This is a genomic window from Variovorax nivicola (genome assembly GCF_051216475.1).
Classification (GTDB): domain Bacteria; phylum Pseudomonadota; class Gammaproteobacteria; order Burkholderiales; family Burkholderiaceae_C; genus Variovorax.
Window position 1 is genome coordinate 734630 of the sequence record NZ_JBPJZK010000003.1, and the last position, 21793, is coordinate 756422.

Consider the following 21793-nt stretch of genomic DNA (forward strand, 5'->3'; position numbering starts at 1 on the left):
ATCCCCTGCGATGCCCCGCTGCATCAGGGGGTGGCGGGCCGCTTGCGGTGCTGGAACGAAGTGGGCGAACGGCCCGTGGCGGCCTTGAACATCGCGCAGAACGCGCTGTCGGTGGCATAGCCGCTGGCGGCCGCCACCTGGCTCACCGCCATGCCGCGCGCCAGCAACGGCAACGCATGCGCCATCACGGCCTGCTGGCGCCATTGCTGCCAGCTCATGCCGAGCTGGTCGCGGAACAGGCGCGCCACCGTGCGCTCGCTGGCGCCGATGGTGGCGGCGCGCTCGGCCAGCGTGGCGCGGTCGGCCGGGTTGCGCAGCAGCGCCTCGCAGAGCTGCCGCAGGCGCTTGTCGGTGGGCAGCGGCACGTCGATGCGGATCTGCGTGGCGCGCTCCACCTCGTCGACCAGCAGCGGCGCGATCATGCGTTCGCGCTGCGGTGCGTGCGGGTCGGTCGGTGGCAGGCCGTCGGGCGTGGTGTCGAGCGCCAGCATCAGCGCGCGCAGCAGCGGGCTGATTTCCAGCACTTCGCACTTTTCCCAGGTGGGTGCAATCCAGGCGTGCAGGTAGACGGTGCGCAGTTCGGCATCTTCGATCAGCGTGATGCTGTGCGGCATGTTGGCCGGCACCCAGAGCGCGCGCGACGGCGGCACGATGTAGCTGCCGTCCTGCGTGCTCAGGCGGATCACGCCACGGGTGGAAAAAGTGAGCTGTGGCCACGGGTGCTCATGCAGCTCGACCAGCGTGTCCGCGCTCAGGAAATGCTCCTTCGCCCGCAGCGGGCGCACCGCGTCGGGGGCGTAGAGATGCGGCGTGAGGGAGGCAGCGCTGGTGATCGGGGCGGGGAGCGCGCCGCGCGGCCTGGCGGGCGCGGCGCTCCTGGAAGTGGGTGAGGCGGCGCTTGGCATAGTTTCGACAAATGTTGTCGCTGTATCGCCATTCTGCCGCGTCCCCGGCGCATAGCATCGGTGCCTGCCCCGTTTTTTTGTAGCAATCCATGTCTTCCACTTCGTCCGCGAGCGCCGTTTCTGTTTCTCCTCCTCACGCAACCACCTTGCGCACCGACGCCAAGCTGATCGGGCTGGTCGGCCTGGCCCATGCGGTCAGCCATTTCAGCCAGCTCATCCTGGCGCCGTTGTTCCCGTGGCTGAAGGACGCGTTCAACGTCAGCTATGTCGAGCTGGGCGCGGTGCTCACGGTGTTCTTCGTGGTCTCGTGCATCGTGCAGGCGGCCTCGGGCTTCATCGTCGACAAGCTGGGCCCGCGGCCGGTGCTGTTCGTCGGGCTCGGGGCGCTGGGGCTGGCGGCTTTCGGCTACGCCGCGGCGCAGAGCTACTGGATGCTGCTGTTGTGCGCGGTGGTCGGCGGCATCGGCAATGGTGTGTTCCATCCGGTGGACTACACGCTGTTCAACCGCAAGGTCGCGCCGACGCGGCTGGGCCATGCCTACAGCGTGCACGGCATCACGGGCAGCCTGGGCTGGGCGCTGGCGCCGGCGTTCGTGGTGCCGATCGCCATTGCCTTCTCTTGGCGCGTGGCGCTGGCTTCGGCAGGCGTGGTGGCTCTCGTGGTGCTGCTGGTGCTGTGGGCGTACCGCAGTGTGCTGTCGCTCGACGCAGCGGCCGTGCACAAGGCCACTGGGCAGGGCGAGCCCGCGCCCATCGGCGGCGAGTTCGACTTCCTGCGCATTCCGGCCGTGTGGATGTGCTTCGGTTTCTTCTTCTTCTATGCCGCGGTGATCAGCGTGGTGCAGACCTTCGCGCCGGTGGCCGCGGGGCACCTGCATGCGGTGCCGGTCGCGTTGGTGGCGGTGTGCCTCACGGTCTACATGGTGGCGAGTGCCGCGGGCATGGTGGTGGGGGGCTTCCTGGCTTCCGATCCGACGCGCTGCGAGCGCATCGTGGGCGCGGGTTTCGGCATCGCGGCCGCGCTGGCGCTGGTGCTGGCGTTTGCGAGCTTTCCGCCGGTTGTGGTGCCGGTGCTGTTCGGGGCCATGGGTTTCGTCTCGGGTGTTGCCGGGCCGTCGCGCGACCTGCTGGTGAAGAAGTCGACGCCACCCAATGCGACCGGGCGCGTCTACGGCGTGGTGTACGCGGGGCTCGACATCGGGCAGGCCCTGGCGCCGCTGGTGTTCGGGCGGCTGATGGACCACGGGCAGTACACGAGCGTGATCGTGGGGCTGGCGCTTGTGCAGGGCGTGCTGATTGCCAGCGCGTTCAACGTGCGCCGGGTGCGGCGCACGGCGCTGGTGCCTGCCTCGGCCTGAGCTTTCCTTCGATGAAAGCGCGGTCGATATCATCGGCCGCATGCAAGCCTTGTATGTCTATGTGATCGCCGGTGCGGTTCTGGCGGGGTTCGTGCAGGGCCTGTCGGGCTTTGCGTTCGGACTGGTGGCGATGTCGGTCTGGGCGTGGACGCTGGAGCCGCAACTTGCGGCGGTGCTTGCTCTCTTTGGCGCGCTGACGGGGCAGGTGATCGCGGCGGTCACCGTGCGGCGGTCTTTCGACAAGAGCGTTCTCTGGCCCTTCGTGCTGGGCGGGCTGGTCGGGGTGCCGTTCGGTGTCTGGCTGCTGCCGCACCTTGATCTTGTCGTCTTCAAGCTGTGTCTTGGTGTGCTGCTGGTGCTGTGGTGCCCGGCGATGCTGATGTCGCAGCATCTGCCGAAGGTTTCGTTCGGCGGGCGTTGGGCTGATGGCGTTGTGGGGGCCATGGGTGGCGCGATGGCGGGCATCGGCGGGTTCTCGGGGACTCTTCCCACGTTGTGGTGCACGCTGCGCGGCTTTCAGCGCGATACGCAGCGGGCTGTGATCCAGAACTTCAATCTGTCGATGTTGATGGTGGCGTTTGCCATTCATGTTTTCAGCGGGAGCATCGGGCGTTCTGTTGTGCCTCTGCTGGGGGTTGTTGCGCTGGCTGTTGCTGTGCCTGTGTTGCTGGGGGCGCGGCTTTATATCGGGATTAGTGAGGTGGCGTTTCGGAAGCTGGTGTTGGGGTTGTTGACTGCTTCTGGGGTGGCTTTGTTGGCTTCTGCTTTGCCTGCTTTGTTGCGGCGCTGAAGTTCTTTTTTGAATTGCGATGAGGGGTTGTTTCCCGGGGCCGGGACTCGCCCCGGCGGGCGACCTACTTTTCTTTGCTTCGCCAAAGAAAAGTAGGCAAAAGAAAGGCGACCCCACTGTCTGCGACCCCTTCGCTGTGCGAAGGGGCAACCTGTGGTGCTCGCGTTTCGCGGGGACTCGCCCAAACTCGCTTCGCTCAGACAAGGGCGAGCCCTGATCCGCGAAACGCTGCGCTCCTCGGCGCAGCCAGAGGGGAGGGGAGACGGAACGGACCTTTGCTTCGCTCGGCCGCGAGGCCACAACAGGCGCTTCGCGCCTGCTGTGGTTGGTATTGGCTACTCCGTGGCCGAGCGCAGCGATGGCCAGTTCGAAATCCCTTCTGGCTGCGCCGAGGAGCGCAGACGTAGGAGGGATCAGGGCCGCAGCTGTTTGAGCGAAGCGAGTTCTGCGGACCCCCTCCGGAGTCGAGCACCGCAGGTTGCCCGTAGCGAAGCGCAGGGACGCAGACAGTAGGGTCGCCTTTTCTTTGCTTACTTTCTTTTGGCGAAGCAAAAGAAAGTGAGTCGGCCGCCGGGCCGAGACCCGGCCCCGAAACGCACTACAGAAGACAGCACTTCACCGAGGCAATGCCAAAGCAAACGGCAAACTAACAACCCCCAACAAGGTAGACAACGTCACCAACCCCGCCACATAAGGCCCGTTGTACCCCATCCGAGCAGCCAGCACATAAGCACTGGAAGCCGTAGGCACAGCAGAAAAAGCCATCAACACGGCAGCATGCGTCGCATCCAGCCGCAACCAAAGCGCCAGCCCCCAGGCAACAAGCGGCAAGAACAGATGCCGTATCGCCAAAACCGAAACAGCCAGCACCTTCCCAGCCCCCAGCGTGGAAAACTTCATCCCCGCCCCAGCAGCCAGCAGCCCCAACGCCAACGAAGCAGCCCCGATACGCGTCAACGTAGGCGTCGCCCAGGCAGGCACAGTCAAGCCCAGCACATTCGCCAGCAGCCCGGCCACCGTCGCGACGATCAGCGGGTTGCGCACCAGCTGCCGCACGAATCCGGTCTGCGCATGCCGCGTCATCGGCCACACGGCCGCGATGTTGAAGATGGGCACGCACACGCCGATCAGCACCGCGATCAGCAGCAGGCCCTCGGGCCCGGCCAGCCGCTCCGCCAACGCCAGGCAGATGAACGAGTTGAAGCGGAACGCGACCTGCGCGCTGGCCGCGTGGTCGCGCCGGTCGATGTGCGAGCGCAGGCCCGGAACGAAGGGCAGGGCATAAGCCATCGCGATGCCGCAGGCACCGACGCCGACGCCCGCCGTGAGCAGGCTCGATGTCGCACCGAAGTCGAGCGGGCTGCGCACGATCGAATGGAACAGCAGTACGGGAAAAAGAAAGTAGTAGACGAGGCTCTCGACCTGATCCCACACACGGCGGTCGAGCGCGGTGTAGCGGCACAGGAGCCAGCCGATGGCAATGAGGGAGAAGTCGGGGAAAAGCAGCTGAGCGTAATTCACCGCTTCGAGGATAAACCCGCTTGACCATGGGTAATCCACAGCACGAAGAGCGCTCCTGAACCGCTAGCATGCGGGCTTCGTTTTTCGACATCATTCATTCAAATACCAAGGAGTTTTCGATGCAACGTCGTCAATGGAGCGCGCTGGTGGGAGGCGCCGCACTGGTCGCCATCGCGGGTCAGAGCTTTGCGCAGGGTTACCCCAACAAGCCCGTCGAGCTGAGCGTGCCCTTCGCACCGGGCGGCACGACGGACATCGTGGCGCGCGTGATCTCCGATCCGCTGGGCAAGGTGCTGGGCCAGCCGGTGGTGGTGATCAACCGCGCCGGTGGCGGCGGCATCGTGGGCGCGGCCGAAACGGCACGCGCCACGCCCGACGGCTACAAGCTCGGCATTGCCACCGTGTCGAGCACGGCGGCCAACCCGGCCATCAACCCGAAGACGCCGTACGACCCGATCAACGACTTCACGCCGATCATCAACATCGCGGCCACGCCGAACATCATTGCGGTCAACCCGAGCTTCCCTGCCAAGAACTACGCCGAGTTCGTGGCCGAGCTGAAGAAGAACCCCGGCAAGTATTCGTACGCCTCGTCGGGCACGGGCGGCATCGGCCACCTGCTGATGGAGCTCTACAAGAGCCTGACCAACACCTTCGTCACGCACATCCCCTACCGCGGCGCGGGCCCGGCGCTGAACGACGTGGTGGCCGGCCAGGTGCCGATCATGTTCGACAACATCCCCTCGGCCATGCCCTTCATCCAGAGTGGCCGGCTGATCCCCATCGTGGTGTCTGCACCGCAGCGCCTGGCCGCGCTGCCCAACGTGCCGACCTTCAAGGAAGTGGGCCTGGAGCCGGTGAACCGCATGGCCTACTACGGCATCCTCGGCCCCAAGGGCTTGCCGAAGGAAGTGGTCGAGAAGATCAGCGCGGGCGTGAAGAAGGCCGTGGAAGAGCCGGCGGTGCGCAAGCGCATCGAGGACACGGGCTCGCTGATCGTGGCCAACTCGCCCGAGCAGTTCGCCGCGCAGATCAAGGCCGAGTACGAGGTCTATAAGCAGGTCGTGAAGAAGCAGAACCTGAAGCTCGACTGACGAGAGTTTTTCTCGCACACGAAAGAAAGCCGCCCGCATGCCGGGCGGCTTTTTCTTTTGTTATCTTGCAAGGCATGACCGAGGCCGCCACGCAGACACCCGACATCGACGATTTCATCGACGCCCTCTGGCTCGAAGACGGGCTGTCGAAGAACACGCTGGCCGCCTACCGCCGTGATCTCGCGCTGTTCGCGCAATGGCTGCACACGCAGCGCAACGGCGCCGGGCTCGATGCCGCGAAAGAGACTGATCTGCAGGCTTACATGGGCGCGCGCCTGTCCACAAAGGGCAAGGCCACTTCGGCCAATCGCCGCCTCACCGTGTTCAAGCGCTACTACCGCTGGGCGCTGCGTGAGCGCCGTATCGTGGCCGACCCGAGCATCCGGCTCGCGCCCGCACGGCAGATGCCGCGCGCCATCAAGACGCTGTCGGAAAAGCAGGTCGACGACCTGCTGGCCGCGCCCGACGTCGAGTCGCCGCTCGGCCTGCGGGACCGCGCGATGCTGGAGCTGATGTACGCGAGCGGCCTGCGCGTGAGCGAGTTGGTGGCGCTCAAGGCCATCGACATGAGCCTGAACGACGGCGTGCTGCGCGTGCTGGGCAAGGGCAACAAGGAGCGGCTGGTGCCCTTCGGCGGTGAGGCACGGCGCTGGATCGAGCGCTATCTGGAGGAGTCGCGCCCTGCCATCCTCGATGGCCAGCAGACGCCCGACCTGTTCGTGACCGCGCGCGGCGCGGGCATGACGCGCGTGATGTTCTGGATCATCGTGAAGAAGCACGCCACCGCGGCGGGCATCCACGTGCCGCTGTCGCCGCATACGCTGCGCCACGCTTTCGCCACGCACCTGCTGAACCACGGGGTCGACCTGCGCGCGGTGCAGTTGCTGCTGGGGCATGCCGACATCTCGACGACGACGATCTACACGCACGTGGCACGCGAGCGACTGAAGCAGCTGCATGCGCAGCATCATCCGCGCGGTTGAAGGCGGACAATGAGAGACGACGCAACCCACGCAGACGAACGACAGACACCATGAATTTCCTTGCTTCCTCGAAGCCCTCGCACCGCCTGGCGACCCGTCTTCTCGCCGCCGCCGCGCTGTGCGCCGCTTCCGGCGCGCACGCGCAGGCCGTGCCCAAGACCGTGCGGCTCATCGTCGCCTACCCGGCGGGCGGCGTCAGCGACGTGGTCGCGCGCGCACTGGGCGACCGGCTCGCAGCGCAGATGGGCATCACGGTGATCGTGGACAACCGCGCTGGCGCGAGCGGTGCCATCGGCATGGACGCCGTCGCCAAGGCCGCACCCGACGGCGCAACGCTGGGCTTCTCGGCCATCAGCCCTCTGGTGCTGAGCCCGCACCTGAGTAAGCTGCCCTTCGACCCGCTGAAGGACGTGGCGCCGGTGGCGAGCGTGATGTATTCGCCGGTGCTGCTGATTGCCACGCCGGCCAGCAAGGCGAAGGACTTCCGCGCGCTGATCGACGATGCCAAGGCGCATCCGGGCGCGGTGCGCTGGGCCACCTCGGGGCCGGCCTCGCTCGGACACATCGTTCTGGAGCAGCTGCGCGCGGCGACAGGTGTCGACATCACGCACGTGCCCTACAAGGGCGGCGGCCAGCAGCTCAACGATGCGATCGGCGGGCAGTTCGAGATCCTGTCGACCAACGCGAGCCCGACGCTGTCGTCGCATATCCAGTCGGGCAAGCTGCGCCCGCTGGCGGTGGGGGCGCCCGCGCGGCTCGAGAGCCTGCCGCAGGTGCCCACGCTGGGCGAGCTGGGCTACAAGGCGGCCAACATCAACTCGCTGTTCGGCGTGTTCGCGCCAGCGGCCACGCCGGGCGCGCTGGTTGCGAAGTACAACGCCGAGATCAACAAGGCGCTGGCCAGCCCAGAGCTGCGCGCCAAGCTCACGGCCACCGACAACGTGCCGACCGGCGGCACCGCGGCCGCGTTTGCAAAAGAGATCGCCAGCGAGTTCGAAAGCAACGGCCGCATCGTCAAGGCCGCGGGCATCAAGGCCGACTGACGCCTGAATGACACCTCCGCTTGTGGTTTGATTTCCCCTACCTTATAGTAGGTAGATGACCAGCGCCACAGCCCTTGCCACCGGCAGCACCCGCGAGCAGATCCTCGCGGTGGCGCGCGGGTTCATCGAAACGCGTTCCTACCTGGGCTTCAGCTTTCAGGATGTGGCCGATGCGGTCGGCGTACGCAAGGCCAGCCTGTACCACCACTTCCCGACCAAGGAGGCGCTGGGCGTCGCGGTGATCCGCGCGGCCACGCAGGGCTTCAAGGACTGGGACGCCGCCCGGGCGCGCGAGCCGAAGGACGCGCTCGAATCGTATTTCCGCATGTACCGCAACACGCTGAGGGCCGGTTCGGGCATGTGTCCCGCCGGGGCGCTGGCGCCCGGCTGGGGCGTCATCAACGACGAACTGCGCCAGGCCGTGCAGGAGCTGCGCAACACGCAGGTGACGTGGCTCACCGGCGTGCTGGGCGCATTGATGCCGGAGCGGAAGAAGGGCACCTCGGTCGCTTCGCTGGCCGCCTATGTGTTTTCGGTCTGCCAGGGCGCGCTGCTGTCGGCGCGCATGACAGGGCGCGTGGACGACTTCGACGAAGCCGTCGCGCAACTCAGGAGTTCACTGCCCGGCTGACCGCCTGGCCTGACGCAGGCACGCTCCGGCGTGCCTATTTTTTGACCTTGAAGCCTACCGATTGGATGGTAGTCAAATTGCTGGAGCACATCCCATGAAAGCCGTCATTTCCGCCTACGCCCGTTCCCCCTTCCATTTCTCGAAGAAAGGCGCACTTGCCGAAGTGCGGCCCGACACGCTGGCCGCCGGCGTGGTGCGCGGCCTGCTGCAGCGCACCGACCTCGACCCTGCGCTGCTCGAAGACGTCATCCTCGGCTGCGCGTACCCCGAAGCCTCGCAGGGCAACAACCTCGCGCGCATCGTCGGGCTGCTGGCCGGTCTGCCGCACGAGGTGGGCGGCATGACGGTGAACCGCTTCTGCGGCTCGTCGATGCAGGCCGTGCACATCGCCGCAGCGCAGATCGAGGCGGGCATGGGCGAGGCTTTTCTGTGCGTCGGCGTGGAGTCGATGACGATGGTGCCGCAGGGCGGTTTCAACTTCTCGCCGAACCCCGAGCTGAAGGAGAACACCGACGCCTACATCTCGATGGGCGAAACCGCCGAGAACGTGGCACGGCGCTGGAACGTGAGCCGTGCCGACCAGGAGGCCTTTGCGGTGGAGTCGCACCGCAAGGCGGCCGAGGCACGGGCACAAGGGCGCCTGGCGGGCGAGATCGTGCCCGTGCGCCTGCCTTCGGGCGACATCGTCGATGCCGACGGCTGCATCCGGCCTACGACTTCGGCCGAGGCGCTGGCGAACCTCAAGCCCGCATTCAGCCCCGATGGCGTCGTGACTGCCGGTACCTCGTCGCCGCTGACCGATGGAGCGGCCGTGGTGCTCGTCACCAGCGACGCCTTTGCCGCCAAGCATGGCCTGCAGGCGCTGGCGCGCATCAGGTCGTTCGCGACCGTGGGCGTCGACCCGGCCATCATGGGCATCGGCCCGATTCCCGCGACCCGCAAGGCACTGGCGCGCGCCGGTCTGAGCGCGGCCGACCTCGACGTGATCGAGATCAACGAGGCCTTCTCCTCGCAAGCGCTGGCCTGCATCCGCGACCTCGGGCTCGACCCGGCGAAGATCAACCTCGACGGCGGCGGCCTGTCCATCGGCCACCCGTTGGGCGCGACCGGTGCCCGCATCACCGGCAAGGCGGCATCGCTGCTGGCGCGCGAGAAGGGGCGCTATGCGCTGGCCACGCAATGCATCGGCGGCGGGCAGGGCATCGCGACCATTCTCGAGCGGGTCTGAGCGTCCGAGAATGCGGGCAGTAACCACAAGGAGACCCGATGACGGCAAGCACTGAAGCCGGCGCGAAGCGCAAGCTGTACCTCGAAGACCTGGCGGTAGGCGACCGCTTCCAGAGCGGCGAGCACGCGCTGGACGTGGCGCAGATCAAGGCCTTTGCGCAGCAGTTCGACCCGCAGCCTTTCCATACCGACGAAGAGGCCGCCAAAGCCACCTTCTTCGGAGGCCTCGCCGCGAGCGGCTGGCACACGGCCGCCCTCACGATGAAGCTGCTGGTCGACAGCGGCATCCCCCTGGCCGACGGCATCATCGGTTCGGGCGGCGAGCTCCAATGGCCCAAGCCGACGCGCCCCGGCGATGTGCTGCATGTGGTGAGCGAGGTGATCGACATCACGCCCTCGCGCTCCAAGCCCGGCCGCGCGATGGTGACGATGCGCTGCCAGACGCGCAACCAGCGCGGCGAGGTGCTTCAGTACTTCACACCGAAGCTGGTGGTGCACAGCAGGCCCACGTCGGCCTGAGTTCAGACCACGCGCAGGCCCAGTTCCTCGACCAGCGAGGCGGCCTGCCGGTGCGAGATGGTGGCGCCCTTGAACTGGGCTGCGTTCGCGAGCTGCAGCCCGCCGAGATCGACTTCGCGCAGGTCCGCGCCTTCGAAGCGTGCGAGCTTCAGGTGCGCATTGCGCAGGCTGCCGCCTTCGAACACTGTCTCGCGGAAATCGCAACCCGACAGGTCGGCCTCCGAGAAGTCGAGCTGTTCGAGCTTCTGCTTGCGGAACGACATGCTGCGCAGGTGCGCATCGACCAGCAGCGAATCCTTGAAGCCGATGCCCAGCGCCGAGACTTCGCCGAAGTGCGCTCCCGTGAGCTTCACGCCGCTGAAGAACGCCGAGGCCAGCTTGGCGCGCGTCCACTGCGTGTTGTTCAGGTCGCAGTCCTGAAAGCGGGCGTTCGTCAGGTCCGCGAGGCCGAAGTCGGCTTGGCGCGCCCTGCATCCGGCCCAGCGCGCCTCCGACAGCAGGGTGCGGTCGAAGGAGGTTTCGGCGAAGTTGCAGAGCGTGAACTGCACGCCGCGCAGGTCGAGGCGCGACAGGTCGGCTTCGTCGAAATTGCAGCGTTCGAAATGCAGCGGCTCGGCGCCCTTGCGGTCCTTCAGGCAGGCCAGCAGGTCGGGGCGCGACCAGGTCTGGTCGGAAATCACGTTGCTCATTCGGGGCGGGAGTCGGTCAGCGCACGGAGTTCTTCGGGGCTGAAGCCCGCCCGGCTGCGTGCCTCGAGGTTGAAAGGCGGCTTGTGGCGCGGCGCATCGTAGCGCGCGACCAGTGCAGGGTAAGTTGCTTCTGCATCGAGTCCTGCGCCGTCGCACAGCCAGCGGTACCAGTGGTTGCCGATGGCCACGTGGCCCACTTCGTCGCGCAGGATGATGTCGAGGATCTCCACCGCGCGCAGCGCATCGGGCGTGTTCACGCGCTTGAGTTTGCCCTGGATGAGTGGCGTGGCGTCGAGCCCGCGTGCCTCCAGCGTGCGGGGCACCAGCGCCATGCGGGCGAGCACGTCGTCCTTCGTTTTCTCGCACATGTTCCATAGGCCGTCGTGACCGGGGAAGTCGCCATATCGCCAGCCCATGTCCTGCAGGTGCGCATGCAGCAGCGTGAAGTGCAGCGCCTCTTCGTCGGCGACGCGCAGCCAGTCGCGGTAGTAGGCCTCGGGCATGCCGTCGTAGCGCCACACGGCGTCGAGCGCGAGGTTGATTGCGTTGAACTCGATGTGGCAGATCGAATGGATCAGCGCGGCCCTGCCTTCGGTAGTGAAGGGCGAGCGCTTTTGCACGGCGGTGGCTGCCACGCGCAGCGGCCGTTCCGGGCGGCCCGGCACGCCAACATCGTCACCGGCAATGCGGATCGGGTCGGTTGCTATGGAATCGGTAGCGCCGAGCAAAGAGATGGCGCGCGTTGCAGCCACTTTTTCATCGGGGTCTGTCAGGCGTAGCGCGGCCAGCGCGCTCAATCGGGGGTGCATCCCTACAATTCTAGTTTTTGACCTTCCACGGACTGAAAGCAATGGCGCTCTACGAACTCGACGGCGTGGCCCCCCAGATGGGCGAAGGAGCATGGGTGGCCGACAGCGCGGAAGTCATGGGCAACGTCAAGCTGGCGGACAACGCCAACGTGTGGTTCGGCGCCGTGCTGCGTGGCGACACCGAGCTGCTGACCGTCGGGCGCAACAGCAACATCCAGGACTTGTCGGTGCTGCATGCCGACATCGGCTGTCCGCTGACCATTGGCGACAACGTGACCATCGGCCACCAGGTGATGCTGCATGGCTGCACCATCGGCGACAACACGCTGATCGGCATCCAGGCGGTGGTCTTGAATAACGCGAGGATCGGCCGCAATTCGATCGTTGGCGCCGGCAGCGTCGTGACCGAGGGCAAGGAGTTCCCGGACAACTCGCTCATCATGGGCTCGCCGGCCAAGGTGGTGCGCACCCTCGACGACGCCGCGGCCGCCAAGCTGCGCCAGGGCGCCGAGCACTACGTGTTGAACGCCCGTCGCTTCGCGAAGGGCCTGAAAAAGATCGCCTGACCGCCCCGGTTGCAGGCACACAGAGAAAGAAGACGTTTTGAGCGAGCTGCACAAATTCCTGTTCGATGGCCTGCCGGTGCGCGGCATGATCGTGCGCCTGACAGATGCGTGGCAGGAGATCCTTGCGCGGCGCGCCTCCAACACCGCCACCGGCGCCTATCCGCCGCCCGTGGCCGAACTGCTCGGCGAGATGACGGCTGCGGCCACGCTGATGCAGGCCAACATCAAGTTCAACGGCGCGCTGATCCTGCAGATCTTCGGCGACGGTCCCGTGAAGGTCGCGGTGGCCGAGGCCAAGCCCGACCTGAGCTTGCGCGCCACCGCCAAGGTGATCGGCGACCTGCCGGCTGATGCGCGCCTGCCCGACATGGTCAACGTGAACAACAAGGGCCGCTGCGCCATCACGCTCGACCCCAAGGACAAGCTTCCGGGCGCCACCCCCTACCAGGGCGTGGTGCCGCTCTTCGGCGACGAAGGCGAGAAGCTCGGCAAGCTCAGCGACGTGCTGCAGCACTACATGCTGCAGAGCGAGCAGCTCGACACCACGCTGGTGCTCGCGGCCGACGACAAGGTAGCCGCGGGCCTGCTGATCCAGCGCCTGCCGGTGAAGGGCGAGGGCAACCTCGAAGGCACCTCCAACAAAGACCACGACCAGGCCAACGAGGACCAGATCGGCCGCAACGAGGACTACAACCGCATCTCGATCCTCGCGTCGAGCCTGACGCGCGACGAGCTGCTGACGCTCGACATCGAGACCATCCTGCGCCGCCTGTTCTGGGAAGAAAAGCTGCTGCGCTTCGAGCCGCAGGCCGGCCTGCTGGGCCCCCACTTCGCGTGCACTTGCGGCCGCGAACGCGTGGCGCAGATGATTCGCGGGCTGGGCGTGGAGGAGGCCGAGAGCATCCTCGCCGAGCGCGGCGACATCGAGGTGGGCTGCGACTTCTGCGGCAAGCAGTACCGCTTCGACGCGGTCGATGCAGCGCAGCTGTTCAAGCCGCTGGGCGACCAGATTCCGGGAAGCCCGGTCGTCCAGTAGGCGGCAAGGCAGGCAGGCTGCGTTTCAGCGCAGCACCTTGACCATTGCGGCGAGGCGCTCATTCGCGAAGCCGGCCGCCAGCGCGCGGTCGAACATGCCAGCCAGGAAATCGGGAAAACTCGCATCGAGCCTCGCTTCGCGCGCCTGCTTCACGAACAGCCGGCCCGAGCCCGCGCAGGTGGCCATCGAGCTTTCGGGCTCGCCGTAGTGCCCGGCCTCGATGGCGTCGCCCTCGGCGCAGATCATTTCCCCCAGCACCGGCGATATCGCGCCGATCATCCGGCCGAACTCTCCCACCCCCAGCCCTTCGGACTCGCAGATGCGCGCGCCGTGGAAGAAGCCGCTCATCGCGCCGAACATGCACGACAGCGTGGCCAGGTCCCATGCCGCGGCATTGCCGATGGGCTCGCCCATGTACATGACGTGGCCGGCGATGGTTTCGAGCACCGGGCGGCAGATGGCCAGCGCGCGTTCTTCGCCGGAGATGAAGAGCGGCGTGTCGGGCCGGCCGATCTGGCCGGGCGTGGCGAGCAGGGCGCCGTCGAGATACGCCACGCCGCCGGCAGTCGCCCAGGCGTCGCGCGCGTCCTGCGGCGTGCCGGTGCTCAGTTGCACGAGCACCTTGCCGCGCAGGGCATCGGCCACGCCGGGCATGGCGAGGATCGAGCGGGCCGCCGCGTAGTCGGCCACGCACATCAGCATGATGGGGCTCGCTTCGGCGGCGCTGCGGGCATCCGTGGCGAGCAGGGTGCCCTGGTTCAGCAGGGGGCGGGCGCGCTCGGCCGTGCGGTTCCAGAGGGTCAGCGTGTACCTGGGCTGGAGGGCGCGCGCCAGGGCGATGCCCATGGGGCCGAGGCCGATGAGGGATACGTCGGTCATGTCGTGGTCCGTTCCTTGTTGCTCTTGAATGCCGTCAGGCCGCGGCGGGCGTCAGCTTCTGGCCCAGCCCGCCGTCGACGGTAAGCCGCGCGCCGGTCGTGAAGGTGGCCTCGAAGGCGAAGAACAGCACCGCACGCGCCACCTCGTCGGCGGTGCCGTGGCGCCGCATCGGCGTGATCTGGTCGCCCAGCCGGATGAACTCCGCGCGCTCGGCATCCGTGGCGTCGGCAACGCCGAGCGTGGGCGTGTCGATGAAGCCCGGGCTCACCACATTCACGCGGATGCCGCGCGCAAGCAGCTCCGCCGCAAAGCCCGAGGCGAAGGAGCGCAGCGCGGCCTTGGTGGCGCTGTAGACGCTCATGCCATGCATGCCGCCTTCGTCCGCGATGGACGAGGTGATGACGATGGAGCCGCCCTCGCGGATCAGCGGCGCGAGGCGCTGCACGGTGAAGAACGGGCCCTTGGTGTTGATGGCGAAGGCGCGGTCGTAGCCCGCCTCGGTCACCTGCTCGAAGGGCTCCAGCGTGGAGATGCCGGCGTTGATGTGCAGCAGGTCGATCTGGCCGAAGCGTTCGCGCACCGTGGCCGCCAGCGCGTCGATGTCGGTCAGCGAGCCCGCGTCGGATGCAAGCACGTGGGCACCTCGGCCGAGCGTGCGTCGCGCGCTTTCGAGATTCGCGGGGTTGCGCCCCGTCACCAGCACTTCGGCGCCGCCCGCCAGCAGCGCCTGCGCGGTGGCGAGGCCCATGCCGATGGTGCCGCCGGTGATGACGGCCTTCTTGCCGCCGTAGATGTCGTTCGTCATGATGATTCGCGTGCCTTGCAATGGATGAAGTTCAAGGCTGCGAATGATCCGGATCGGGGCCCGCCGGGTCGCGCACGTTCGGCCGCGCCGGAGCACGAACGGACGACGGCGTGCGGTGCCGCGCTCGATAATGTTTCGATGAGCAATACCGATCCGGATACCGGCCTTCGCGTGGACGTGCGGCAGACGCCCGGCGGCATGGTCGGCTACGACGCGCTACCCGACCACCGCATCAAGCTGCACATTGGCGCCCCGGTGGCTGGTGCCTGCAGGTTGCACAGCTTCCTGTACACCCGCGGCGATCTCGACATCCTGCCGGCCGGCATCACCGACATCTGGCACGAGGAAGCACCGAGCACATCGATCGTGGTACGCATGCCGCCCGCGCTGCTGAAGCGCACCGCTGACGAGATGGGGCTGCCGCCCGAGCGGGCGGTGCTCGACGAACGCCATCAGTTCCGCGACGCGCGGATCGAGCACGTCGCATGGGCGCTCGACGCCGAGCGGCGCGCGGGCTTTCCCAACGGAAGGCTCTACACCGACAGCCTGGGCACGGCGCTGGCGGTGCAGTTGCTCGCGGGGCAGGAGACGGCTGGCACGGCGTCGGCACAGGGCCTGACGCGGCCGCAGCTGCGACGCGTGACCGAGTACATCGAGGCGCATCTCGACGGCGATCTTTCGCTGGCCATGCTGGCCGACATCGCCGGCCTGAGTGCCTCGCACCTGAAGACGCAGTTCAAGCGCTCCACCGGCCTGCCGGTGCACGAATACGTGGTGCACCGCCGCGTCGACCGCGCACGCGGCCTGCTGCTGCGCAGCGAGATGCCGGCGAGCCTGGTCGCGCTGGAGAGCGGGTTTTCGCACCAGAGCCACATGGCGCGCTGTATGCGCCGCGTGCTCGGCCTCACGCCGGGCGAAGTGCGGCGCGCGGGCTAGCTGGACTCAGCGAGCTGCGTCGTCGAAGCCGCCGAACGCGATGTCCGGCGCGCTCGTGTTGTGTTTCGAGGGCAGGCTGCGGCCAAAGCGCACCTGCGTGGCCTGCAGGCTCTTCACCTCGGGCAGCGGCAGCACCTGCGGCGCGGCCTGAGGCGATGCCTGCCAGCGCACTTCGCTCACATCGGCGTTGTCGGGCGCAACGTACATCGAACGCAGCACCGCGAAGGGCTGTGCGCTCGCGGTGGGCTTCGACAGCGTCACATCGAGCGCGGTGCGTGCGCGGCTGATTTCGTCTACGCGCACCGCGGCACTGCCGCCATCTGTGAAGCGCACGTGGATGGCCAGCGGCCGGGGCACGATGCGGATCGATGCGATGTTCACCACCGGCCGCGCGGCCGCCTCGACGGGGCCGAGCAGGAACGACGAGCCATACACGCCATCGCCGAAGCGGGCCTCGGGCAGCGGCTTGATGCGCCAGTAGCCGTCGGACGGGTAGAGCACGATGGCTTCGAGCGCCTTGCCGTTTTCCTTCTTGAACACCTGCAGCAGGTGAAAGCCGCTGTCCTTCCGCTTGCCCACCTGCACGGGCACGCGCTGCGGCCGCCAGAAGGTCGGCAGCGTCATGCCGACGATGCGCCACTGGGCGTTGTCCATCAGCACCACGGTGCGCTTGCGGAAGCGGTGTGCCGGGTCGGTCGGGTGCGCGCCGCCGTCGAAGTTGCAGCCCGAGAAGTCGGGGGCGGTGACGTCGTTGCCGATCTTGTCGAGGTAGCCGGGCTGCAGCGCCTCGATGCGCATGCGGCGGATGCCGTCGCCGCGCAGGGTCAGCGAGACGTTGTCTTCCTCGGCGCAGGCAGTGGTCGTGGTGCCGTTCTCGACGGTGGCGGCGACGGGGGCTGCGGTGGCCACGCAGGCCGTCAAGGCGGTGGCGAGAACAGTGACGCGCGCGACAGTCGAAAGGGGCATCGGATCTCCGGTGAGAGGAAGGAGGTGTGGAGCGCGCTACTCGCGGCGCGCGATCAGGTCGCTGAAGAGCCTATGTTCGCATTCCGGGTCGGAGCATTTCTCGCAAGGCCACGACCATGAGGCGGGCTTCGCGTCGGACTGGGCGCGCGTGCGCGGACGGCCCTCGCTGCCCGCGATGGAATTGATGGCGTTCCAGGCATTGGCGAGCCGCTCGCCGCCGGTGCCGTGCACCACGGCATACGAGAGCTTCGCGCCCGTGAGCGCGGCGCGCACCAGCGTGTCGGTCGGCTGGCGTGCATGCGGGCCGTCGCGCATGTCGTCGGCCACCCAGGGCAGGTCGAGCGCGGTGAGCAGCGTGATGGCGTAGCGCCGTTGCGCGGCCAGGGCGCTGTCGTAGAGCGTGGTGTCGGCGAACAGCTGCTCGCTGTAGACGGCCGTCATGAGCGCCGTCGTGTCGGCCACCACCACGCCGGAGACTGCAGCCGCTTCGATGCGGCGGGTCTGCTCGTCGGCAATGGCCTGCTGCTCGTCGGGGCGGGGCGTGCGGCCTTCGCGCTCGCACCATTCGCGCAGGTACTCGCCCACCAGCGTGGCCGGCGTGCCGCGGTCCTGCAGGCGTTGCGCGATGGCGTGGGCCAACTCGGTCTTGCCGGTGCTCTCGGCGCCCACGAGCGCGATGACGCAGCCGGTCGGCAGCACGGGCGTCATGCGCGTACCGCCTGCGCGGGCATGCGCTGCCGCCAAGCGATGTAGCCGGCCACGCTGAGCACGGCGAACACCGCATACAGGCCCACGGTGAGCCACAGCCCCTTGTGGATGAACAGGCCCACGCTCACGACGTTCACGGCCAGCCAGATCAGCCAGTTCTCGATGAACTTGCGCCCGAGCAGGAACTGCCCGACCAGGCTCAGGCCGGTGGCGAAGCCGTCCCACCAGGGCACGTCGGTGTCGGTAAAGCGGCGCAGGAAGAGGGCGACGGCCGGCCACGCCAGTGCGCAGGCCACCAGGGTGAGCGCGACGCCGCGCGGCGAGAGCCGGCTGACGTGCAGCGCGCTGCCGTCGGCCCGGTGGCCGCGTAGCCATTGCGACCAGCCCCACAGCGCGACGAAGGCGAAGAAGACCTGGAGCGAAGCGTCGCCGTAGATGCGCGCCTTCGCGAATACCGCCACGTAGAGCAGGGAACTGATGATGGCCAGCGGCCATCCCCAGTGGATCTCGCGCATGTTGCAGCCGACCATGGCGAGCGCCAGGAGTGAGGCCACGAGTTCGAGCCAGCTGACAGGAGAGCCCCACAGCAGGAAGGCGGGGGCCGAGAGAAGCTCGGTCATCAGCAGGCGAAAAGGTGAAGGGTCAGTGAGCGATCTGTACGAACACTTCGTTCGGCTTCACCATGCCGAGTTCCGCGCGCGCGCGCTCCTCGACCATTTCGAGGCCGTCCTTGAGGTCGTTGACCTCCGAGGTCAGGCGCTCGTTGGTCAGCGCGGCCTTGGCGTTGGCTTCCTTCTGGTCGACCAGCTTGGTGCGCAACTGCGCCACGTCGCGCACGCTGCCGCGCCCGTTCCACAGCTGCCACTGCAGGATGGCCAACAGGAGCAGCAGGACGATCGGTGGAACGAGGCGGGCGCGCATGCCGCGTGGCGTCCGGGCGTTACTTCAGGTTGTAGAACGCGCCGCGGCCCGGGTAGCTGGCGATGTCGCCGAGGTCTTCTTCGATGCGCAGCAGCTGGTTGTACTTGGCGATGCGGTCCGAGCGCGACAGCGAGCCGGTCTTGATCTGGCCGGCGTTGGTGCCCACGGCGATGTCGGCAATGGTGCTGTCTTCGGTTTCGCCCGAGCGGTGCGAAATGACGGCCGTGTAGCCCGCCCGCTTGGCCATCTCGATGGCGGCGAAGGTCTCGGTCAGCGTGCCGATCTGGTTGATCTTGATCAGGATCGAGTTGGCGATGCCCTTCTCGATGCCTTCCTGCAGGATCTTCGTGTTGGTGACGAACAGGTCGTCGCCCACCAGCTGCACGCGCTTACCCAGGCGTTCGGTCAGGTGCTTCCAGCCGTCCCAGTCGCCTTCGTGCATGCCGTCTTCGATGCTGATGATCGGGTACTTGTCGACCCAGGTCGCGAGCATGTCGGTCCAGCTCTCGGCCGTGAGCGAGAGGTTTTCGCCCGACAGCACGTACTTGCCGTCCTTGTAGAACTCGCTGGCCGCGCAATCGAGGCCCAGGGCGATCTGCTCGCCGGCGGTGTAGCCGGCCTTGTCGATGGCTTCGAGGATCAGCTGGATCGCCGCTTCATGGCTCTCGACGCTGGGGGCGAAGCCGCCTTCGTCGCCGACCGCCGTGCTGATGCCGCGGTCGCCCAGGATCTTCTTCAGTGCATGGAACACTTCGGCGCCATAGCGCACGGCCTCGCGGAAGCTCTTGGCGCCCACGGGGATGATCATGAATTCCTGCAGGTCGAGGCTGTTGTTGGCGTGCGCGCCGCCGTTGATGACGTTCATCATCGGCACCGGCATCTGCATGCCGCCCATGCCACCGAAGTAGCGGTACAGCGGCAGGCCCGACTCTTCGGCTGCTGCGCGGGCCACGGCCATCGACACGGCGAGGGTGGCGTTGGCGCCCAGGCGGCCCTTGTTGTCGGTGCCGTCGAGGTCGATCATCGTGCGATCGAGGAAGGCCTGTTCGCTGGCGTCGAGGCCGAGCACGGCTTCCGAGATCTCGGTGTTGATGTTCTCCACGGCCTTGAGCACGCCCTTGCCGAGGTAGCGGCTCTTGTCGCCGTCGCGCAGCTCGATGGCTTCGCGCGAACCGGTCGATGCACCCGAGGGCACGGCTGCGCGGCCCATGGTGCCCGATTCGAGCAGCACGTCGCATTCGACGGTGGGGTTGCCTCGGCTGTCGAGAATTTCGCGGCCGACGATGTCAACGATTGCACTCATCTTTTGTCTTTCTCTTTCTGGTCTCTTTGGCGGATGAACAAATTGGGATCAGAGGCCTTCGACGGCGATCATGTTCATGATTGCCGCGCCGGCACGCGCTTCGCGCGCCTTCAGGTACTCGGGTGTTTCGTAGAAGGCCTTGGCCTTCTCGAAGCTGGCGAACTTGAGGATGACGATGCGCGTGGGCTTCCAGTCGCCTTCAAGCGGTTGAATCTGGCCGCCGCGGACGCACACTTCGGCGCCGTGCGCCTGCATCGCGGTGCTCGACCACTTCTTGTATTCCTCGTACTGCGTCGGGTTGGTCACCTCGACGTGGGCGATGACGTAGCCGCTGCTCATGCGACTGCCTTCAGTGTCTTGTTGGTGCTACCAGCGCCCTTGTCCTTGTGCTCGAGCGCCGCCTTGATGAAGGCGTTGAACAGCGGGTGGCCGCCCCATGGGGTCGACTTGAACTCGGGGTGGAACTGCACGCCAATGAACCACGGGTGCACGTCCTGCGGCAGCTCGACGATCTCGGTCAGGTGCTCGCGCTGCGTGAGCGCGGAGATCACGAGGCCGGCGTTGCGCAGCTCGTCGAGGTAGTTCACGTTGGCTTCGTAGCGGTGGCGGTGGCGCTCGGTGACCACGTCGCCGTAGATGCTGTGTGCCAGCGTGCCAGGAGCCACGTCGGAGCTTTGTGCGCCCAGGCGCATCGTGCCGCCGAGGTCGGACTTCTCGTCGCGTGTCTTCACCGTGCCGTCGCGGTCCTTCCACTCGGTGATCAGCGCGATCACGGGGGTGGGCGTCTCGGGGTCGAACTCAGTGCTGTTGGCGTTCTTCAGGCCGGCCACGTGGCGGGCGTATTCGATGGTGGCAACCTGCATGCCCAGGCAGATGCCGAGGTAGGGCACCTTGCCTTCACGGGCGAAGCGGGCGGCCGAGATCTTGCCTTCGACGCCGCGCTGGCCGAAGCCGCCGGGCACCAGGATGGCGTCGTACTTGGCCAGTCGCGACACGTCCTGCGTCGAGATGGTCTCGGAGTCGATGTAGTCGATCTTCACGCGGGCATGGTTCTTCATGCCGGCGTGGCGCAGTGCTTCGTTCAGCGACTTGTAGCTGTCCGACAGGTCGACGTATTTGCCGACCATGGCGATCGACACTTCCTTTTGCGGATGCTCGACTTCGTACACCAGGTCGTCCCAGCGTTGCAGCTTGGCGGGCGGGGTGTTGATGCGCAGCTTGTCGCAGATCAGGCCGTCCAGGCCCTGTTCGTGCAGCATGCGGGGCACCTTGTAGATGGTGTCCACGTCCCACATGGAGATCACGCCCCATTCGGGCACGTTCGAGAACAGCGAGATCTTGGCGCGCTCGTCGTCGGGGATCGGGCGGTCGGCGCGGCACAGCAGGGCGTCGGCCTGGATGCCGATGGCGCGCAGTTCCTTGGCGGTGTGCTGCGTGGGCTTGGTCTTCAGTTCGCCGGCGGCGGCGATCCAGGGCACGTAGCTCAGGTGCACGAAGGCCGAGTTGTTCGGGCCCATGCGCAGGCTCATCTGGCGCACGGCTTCGAGGAAGGGCAGCGACTCGATGTCGCCCACGGTGCCGCCGATCTCGACGATGGCCACGTCCACCTCGTGCGCCGTGCCGATGCCGGCGCCGCGCTTGATGTATTCCTGGATTTCGTTGGTGATGTGCGGGATCACCTGAACCGTCTTGCCGAGGTAGTCGCCGCGGCGCTCTTTTTCGAGCACGGTCTTGTAGATCTGGCCGGTCGTGAAGTTGTTGGCCTTGCGCATCCGCGTGTTGATGAAGCGCTCGTAGTGGCCGAGGTCGAGGTCGGTCTCGGCGCCGTCATCGGTGACGAACACTTCACCATGCTGGAAGGGCGACATCGTGCCGGGGTCGACATTGATGTACGGATCGAGCTTGATGAGGGTGACTTGGAGGCCGCGCGATTCGAGGATCGCGGCGAGCGAGGCGGAGGCGATTCCCTTGCCAAGGGAAGAAACGACACCACCGGTGACGAAGACAAATTTGGTCATGCCAGTTCCGGACGCTGTGAATCCGGGCAGTGGGAAATTGCGATTATAGGTGTGCCCTTCGCGACACCTTTCGCCAAGGGCTTGTT

Annotated in this window: 24 protein-coding genes; 11 read left to right on the forward strand and 13 right to left on the reverse strand. The window is 66.9% G+C overall.

Annotated elements, in window-relative coordinates; genetic code table 11:
* Positions 1 to 23: 23 nt before the first annotated feature.
* Positions 24 to 905 carry an AraC family transcriptional regulator gene (locus tag ACSFBF_RS16160; RefSeq protein WP_435468592.1) on the reverse strand — a complete coding sequence of 294 codons (882 nt, stop codon included), beginning with the start codon at positions 903 to 905 and terminating at the stop codon, positions 24 to 26.
* Positions 906 to 994: 89 nt separating this feature from the next.
* Between ACSFBF_RS16160 and ACSFBF_RS16165 the strand changes: the two genes are divergently transcribed.
* Positions 995 to 2263, forward strand: a complete 1269-nt coding sequence (locus ACSFBF_RS16165) for an MFS transporter (protein WP_435468594.1) — start codon at positions 995 to 997, stop codon at positions 2261 to 2263.
* A 40-nt stretch (positions 2264 to 2303) separates the two neighbouring features.
* On the forward strand, positions 2304 to 3053 hold the full coding sequence (locus ACSFBF_RS16170; RefSeq protein WP_435468596.1) for a sulfite exporter TauE/SafE family protein: 750 nt from the start codon (positions 2304 to 2306) through the stop codon (positions 3051 to 3053).
* Positions 3054 to 3668: 615 nt separating this feature from the next.
* Here ACSFBF_RS16170 and ACSFBF_RS16175 read toward each other — a convergent pair.
* Complete coding sequence (locus ACSFBF_RS16175; protein WP_435468811.1) at positions 3669 to 4586, reverse strand: AEC family transporter; 918 nt, start codon at positions 4584 to 4586, stop codon at positions 3669 to 3671.
* 107 nt (positions 4587 to 4693) lie between these two features.
* Here ACSFBF_RS16175 and ACSFBF_RS16180 point away from each other — a divergent pair, with 107 nt between their 5' ends.
* The 6 genes from ACSFBF_RS16180 to ACSFBF_RS16205 all read left to right on the forward strand — a co-directional run bounded on the left by ACSFBF_RS16180 (position 4694) and on the right by ACSFBF_RS16205 (position 10071).
* Complete coding sequence (locus ACSFBF_RS16180) at positions 4694 to 5668, forward strand: tripartite tricarboxylate transporter substrate binding protein BugE (RefSeq protein WP_258353987.1); 975 nt, start codon at positions 4694 to 4696, stop codon at positions 5666 to 5668.
* 74 nt (positions 5669 to 5742) lie between these two features.
* Entirely contained in the window at positions 5743 to 6651 is a 909-nt protein-coding gene (xerD, locus tag ACSFBF_RS16185; protein WP_435468598.1) for a site-specific tyrosine recombinase XerD, read from the forward strand.
* Positions 6652 to 6701: 50 nt separating this feature from the next.
* Complete coding sequence (locus ACSFBF_RS16190) at positions 6702 to 7694, forward strand: Bug family tripartite tricarboxylate transporter substrate binding protein (protein ID WP_435468600.1); 993 nt, start codon at positions 6702 to 6704, stop codon at positions 7692 to 7694.
* Positions 7695 to 7749: 55 nt separating this feature from the next.
* On the forward strand, positions 7750 to 8325 hold the full coding sequence (locus ACSFBF_RS16195) for a TetR/AcrR family transcriptional regulator (RefSeq protein WP_435468602.1): 576 nt from the start codon (positions 7750 to 7752) through the stop codon (positions 8323 to 8325).
* A 94-nt stretch (positions 8326 to 8419) separates the two neighbouring features.
* On the forward strand, positions 8420 to 9553 hold the full coding sequence (locus ACSFBF_RS16200; protein WP_435468604.1) for a thiolase family protein: 1134 nt from the start codon (positions 8420 to 8422) through the stop codon (positions 9551 to 9553).
* A gap of 38 nt (positions 9554 to 9591) precedes the next feature.
* Positions 9592 to 10071 carry a MaoC family dehydratase gene (locus ACSFBF_RS16205; RefSeq protein WP_435468605.1) on the forward strand — a complete coding sequence of 160 codons (480 nt, stop codon included), beginning with the start codon at positions 9592 to 9594 and terminating at the stop codon, positions 10069 to 10071.
* A gap of 2 nt (positions 10072 to 10073) precedes the next feature.
* On the opposite strand, the gene ACSFBF_RS16210 is transcribed toward ACSFBF_RS16205, so the two are convergent.
* The gene (locus ACSFBF_RS16210; RefSeq protein WP_435468607.1) at positions 10074 to 10760 is read right to left on the reverse strand and encodes a pentapeptide repeat-containing protein; all 687 of its coding nucleotides are present in this window, start codon (positions 10758 to 10760) and stop codon (positions 10074 to 10076) included.
* Positions 10757 to 11569: a ferritin-like domain-containing protein gene (locus ACSFBF_RS16215; protein ID WP_435468609.1), complete on the reverse strand. Its 813-nt coding sequence runs from the start codon at positions 11567 to 11569 to the stop codon at positions 10757 to 10759. The genes ACSFBF_RS16210 and ACSFBF_RS16215 overlap by 4 nt, the downstream gene beginning before the upstream one ends.
* 41 nt (positions 11570 to 11610) lie before the next feature.
* Here ACSFBF_RS16215 and ACSFBF_RS16220 point away from each other — a divergent pair, with 41 nt between their 5' ends.
* On the forward strand, positions 11611 to 12135 hold the full coding sequence (locus ACSFBF_RS16220; protein ID WP_435468611.1) for a gamma carbonic anhydrase family protein: 525 nt from the start codon (positions 11611 to 11613) through the stop codon (positions 12133 to 12135).
* A 37-nt stretch (positions 12136 to 12172) separates the two neighbouring features.
* Positions 12173 to 13171, forward strand: a complete 999-nt coding sequence (gene hslO / locus ACSFBF_RS16225; protein WP_435468613.1) for an Hsp33 family molecular chaperone HslO — start codon at positions 12173 to 12175, stop codon at positions 13169 to 13171.
* Positions 13172 to 13195: 24 nt separating this feature from the next.
* Here the strand turns inward: hslO and ACSFBF_RS16230 are convergent, their stop codons facing one another.
* Complete coding sequence (locus ACSFBF_RS16230; RefSeq protein ID WP_435468615.1) at positions 13196 to 14050, reverse strand: NAD(P)-dependent oxidoreductase; 855 nt, start codon at positions 14048 to 14050, stop codon at positions 13196 to 13198.
* A gap of 34 nt (positions 14051 to 14084) precedes the next feature.
* Positions 14085 to 14855 carry an SDR family oxidoreductase gene (locus tag ACSFBF_RS16235; RefSeq protein ID WP_435468617.1) on the reverse strand — a complete coding sequence of 257 codons (771 nt, stop codon included), beginning with the start codon at positions 14853 to 14855 and terminating at the stop codon, positions 14085 to 14087.
* A gap of 138 nt (positions 14856 to 14993) precedes the next feature.
* Here ACSFBF_RS16235 and ACSFBF_RS16240 point away from each other — a divergent pair, with 138 nt between their 5' ends.
* Entirely contained in the window at positions 14994 to 15791 is a 798-nt protein-coding gene (locus ACSFBF_RS16240; RefSeq protein WP_435468619.1) for a helix-turn-helix domain-containing protein, read from the forward strand.
* A 6-nt stretch (positions 15792 to 15797) separates the two neighbouring features.
* Here ACSFBF_RS16240 and ACSFBF_RS16245 read toward each other — a convergent pair whose 3' ends face one another.
* The 7 genes from ACSFBF_RS16245 to ACSFBF_RS16275 are packed head-to-tail and all read right to left on the reverse strand — an operon-like array spanning position 15798 to position 21707.
* Positions 15798 to 16757 carry a hypothetical protein gene (locus ACSFBF_RS16245; RefSeq protein ID WP_435468621.1) on the reverse strand — a complete coding sequence of 320 codons (960 nt, stop codon included), beginning with the start codon at positions 16755 to 16757 and terminating at the stop codon, positions 15798 to 15800.
* Positions 16758 to 16793: 36 nt separating this feature from the next.
* The gene (locus ACSFBF_RS16250; RefSeq protein ID WP_435468623.1) at positions 16794 to 17465 is read right to left on the reverse strand and encodes an AAA family ATPase; all 672 of its coding nucleotides are present in this window, start codon (positions 17463 to 17465) and stop codon (positions 16794 to 16796) included.
* A complete protein-coding gene (gene pnuC / locus ACSFBF_RS16255; RefSeq protein WP_435468625.1) occupies positions 17462 to 18085 on the reverse strand; it encodes a nicotinamide riboside transporter PnuC in 624 nt (207 codons plus the stop codon). Before pnuC ends, ACSFBF_RS16250 begins: the two co-directional genes overlap by 4 nt.
* A gap of 22 nt (positions 18086 to 18107) precedes the next feature.
* Positions 18108 to 18386 (reverse strand): cell division protein FtsB, encoded by a 279-nt coding sequence (gene ftsB, locus ACSFBF_RS16260; protein WP_435468627.1) that lies wholly within the window; start codon positions 18384 to 18386, stop codon positions 18108 to 18110.
* Positions 18387 to 18405: 19 nt separating this feature from the next.
* Entirely contained in the window at positions 18406 to 19689 is a 1284-nt protein-coding gene (eno, locus tag ACSFBF_RS16265; protein ID WP_435468629.1) for a phosphopyruvate hydratase, read from the reverse strand.
* A 48-nt stretch (positions 19690 to 19737) separates the two neighbouring features.
* Complete coding sequence (locus tag ACSFBF_RS16270; RefSeq protein WP_435468631.1) at positions 19738 to 20028, reverse strand: DUF1330 domain-containing protein; 291 nt, start codon at positions 20026 to 20028, stop codon at positions 19738 to 19740.
* Complete coding sequence (locus tag ACSFBF_RS16275) at positions 20025 to 21707, reverse strand: CTP synthase (RefSeq protein ID WP_435468633.1); 1683 nt, start codon at positions 21705 to 21707, stop codon at positions 20025 to 20027. Before ACSFBF_RS16275 ends, ACSFBF_RS16270 begins: the two co-directional genes overlap by 4 nt.
* Between the last annotated feature and the right edge of the window lie 86 nt (positions 21708 to 21793).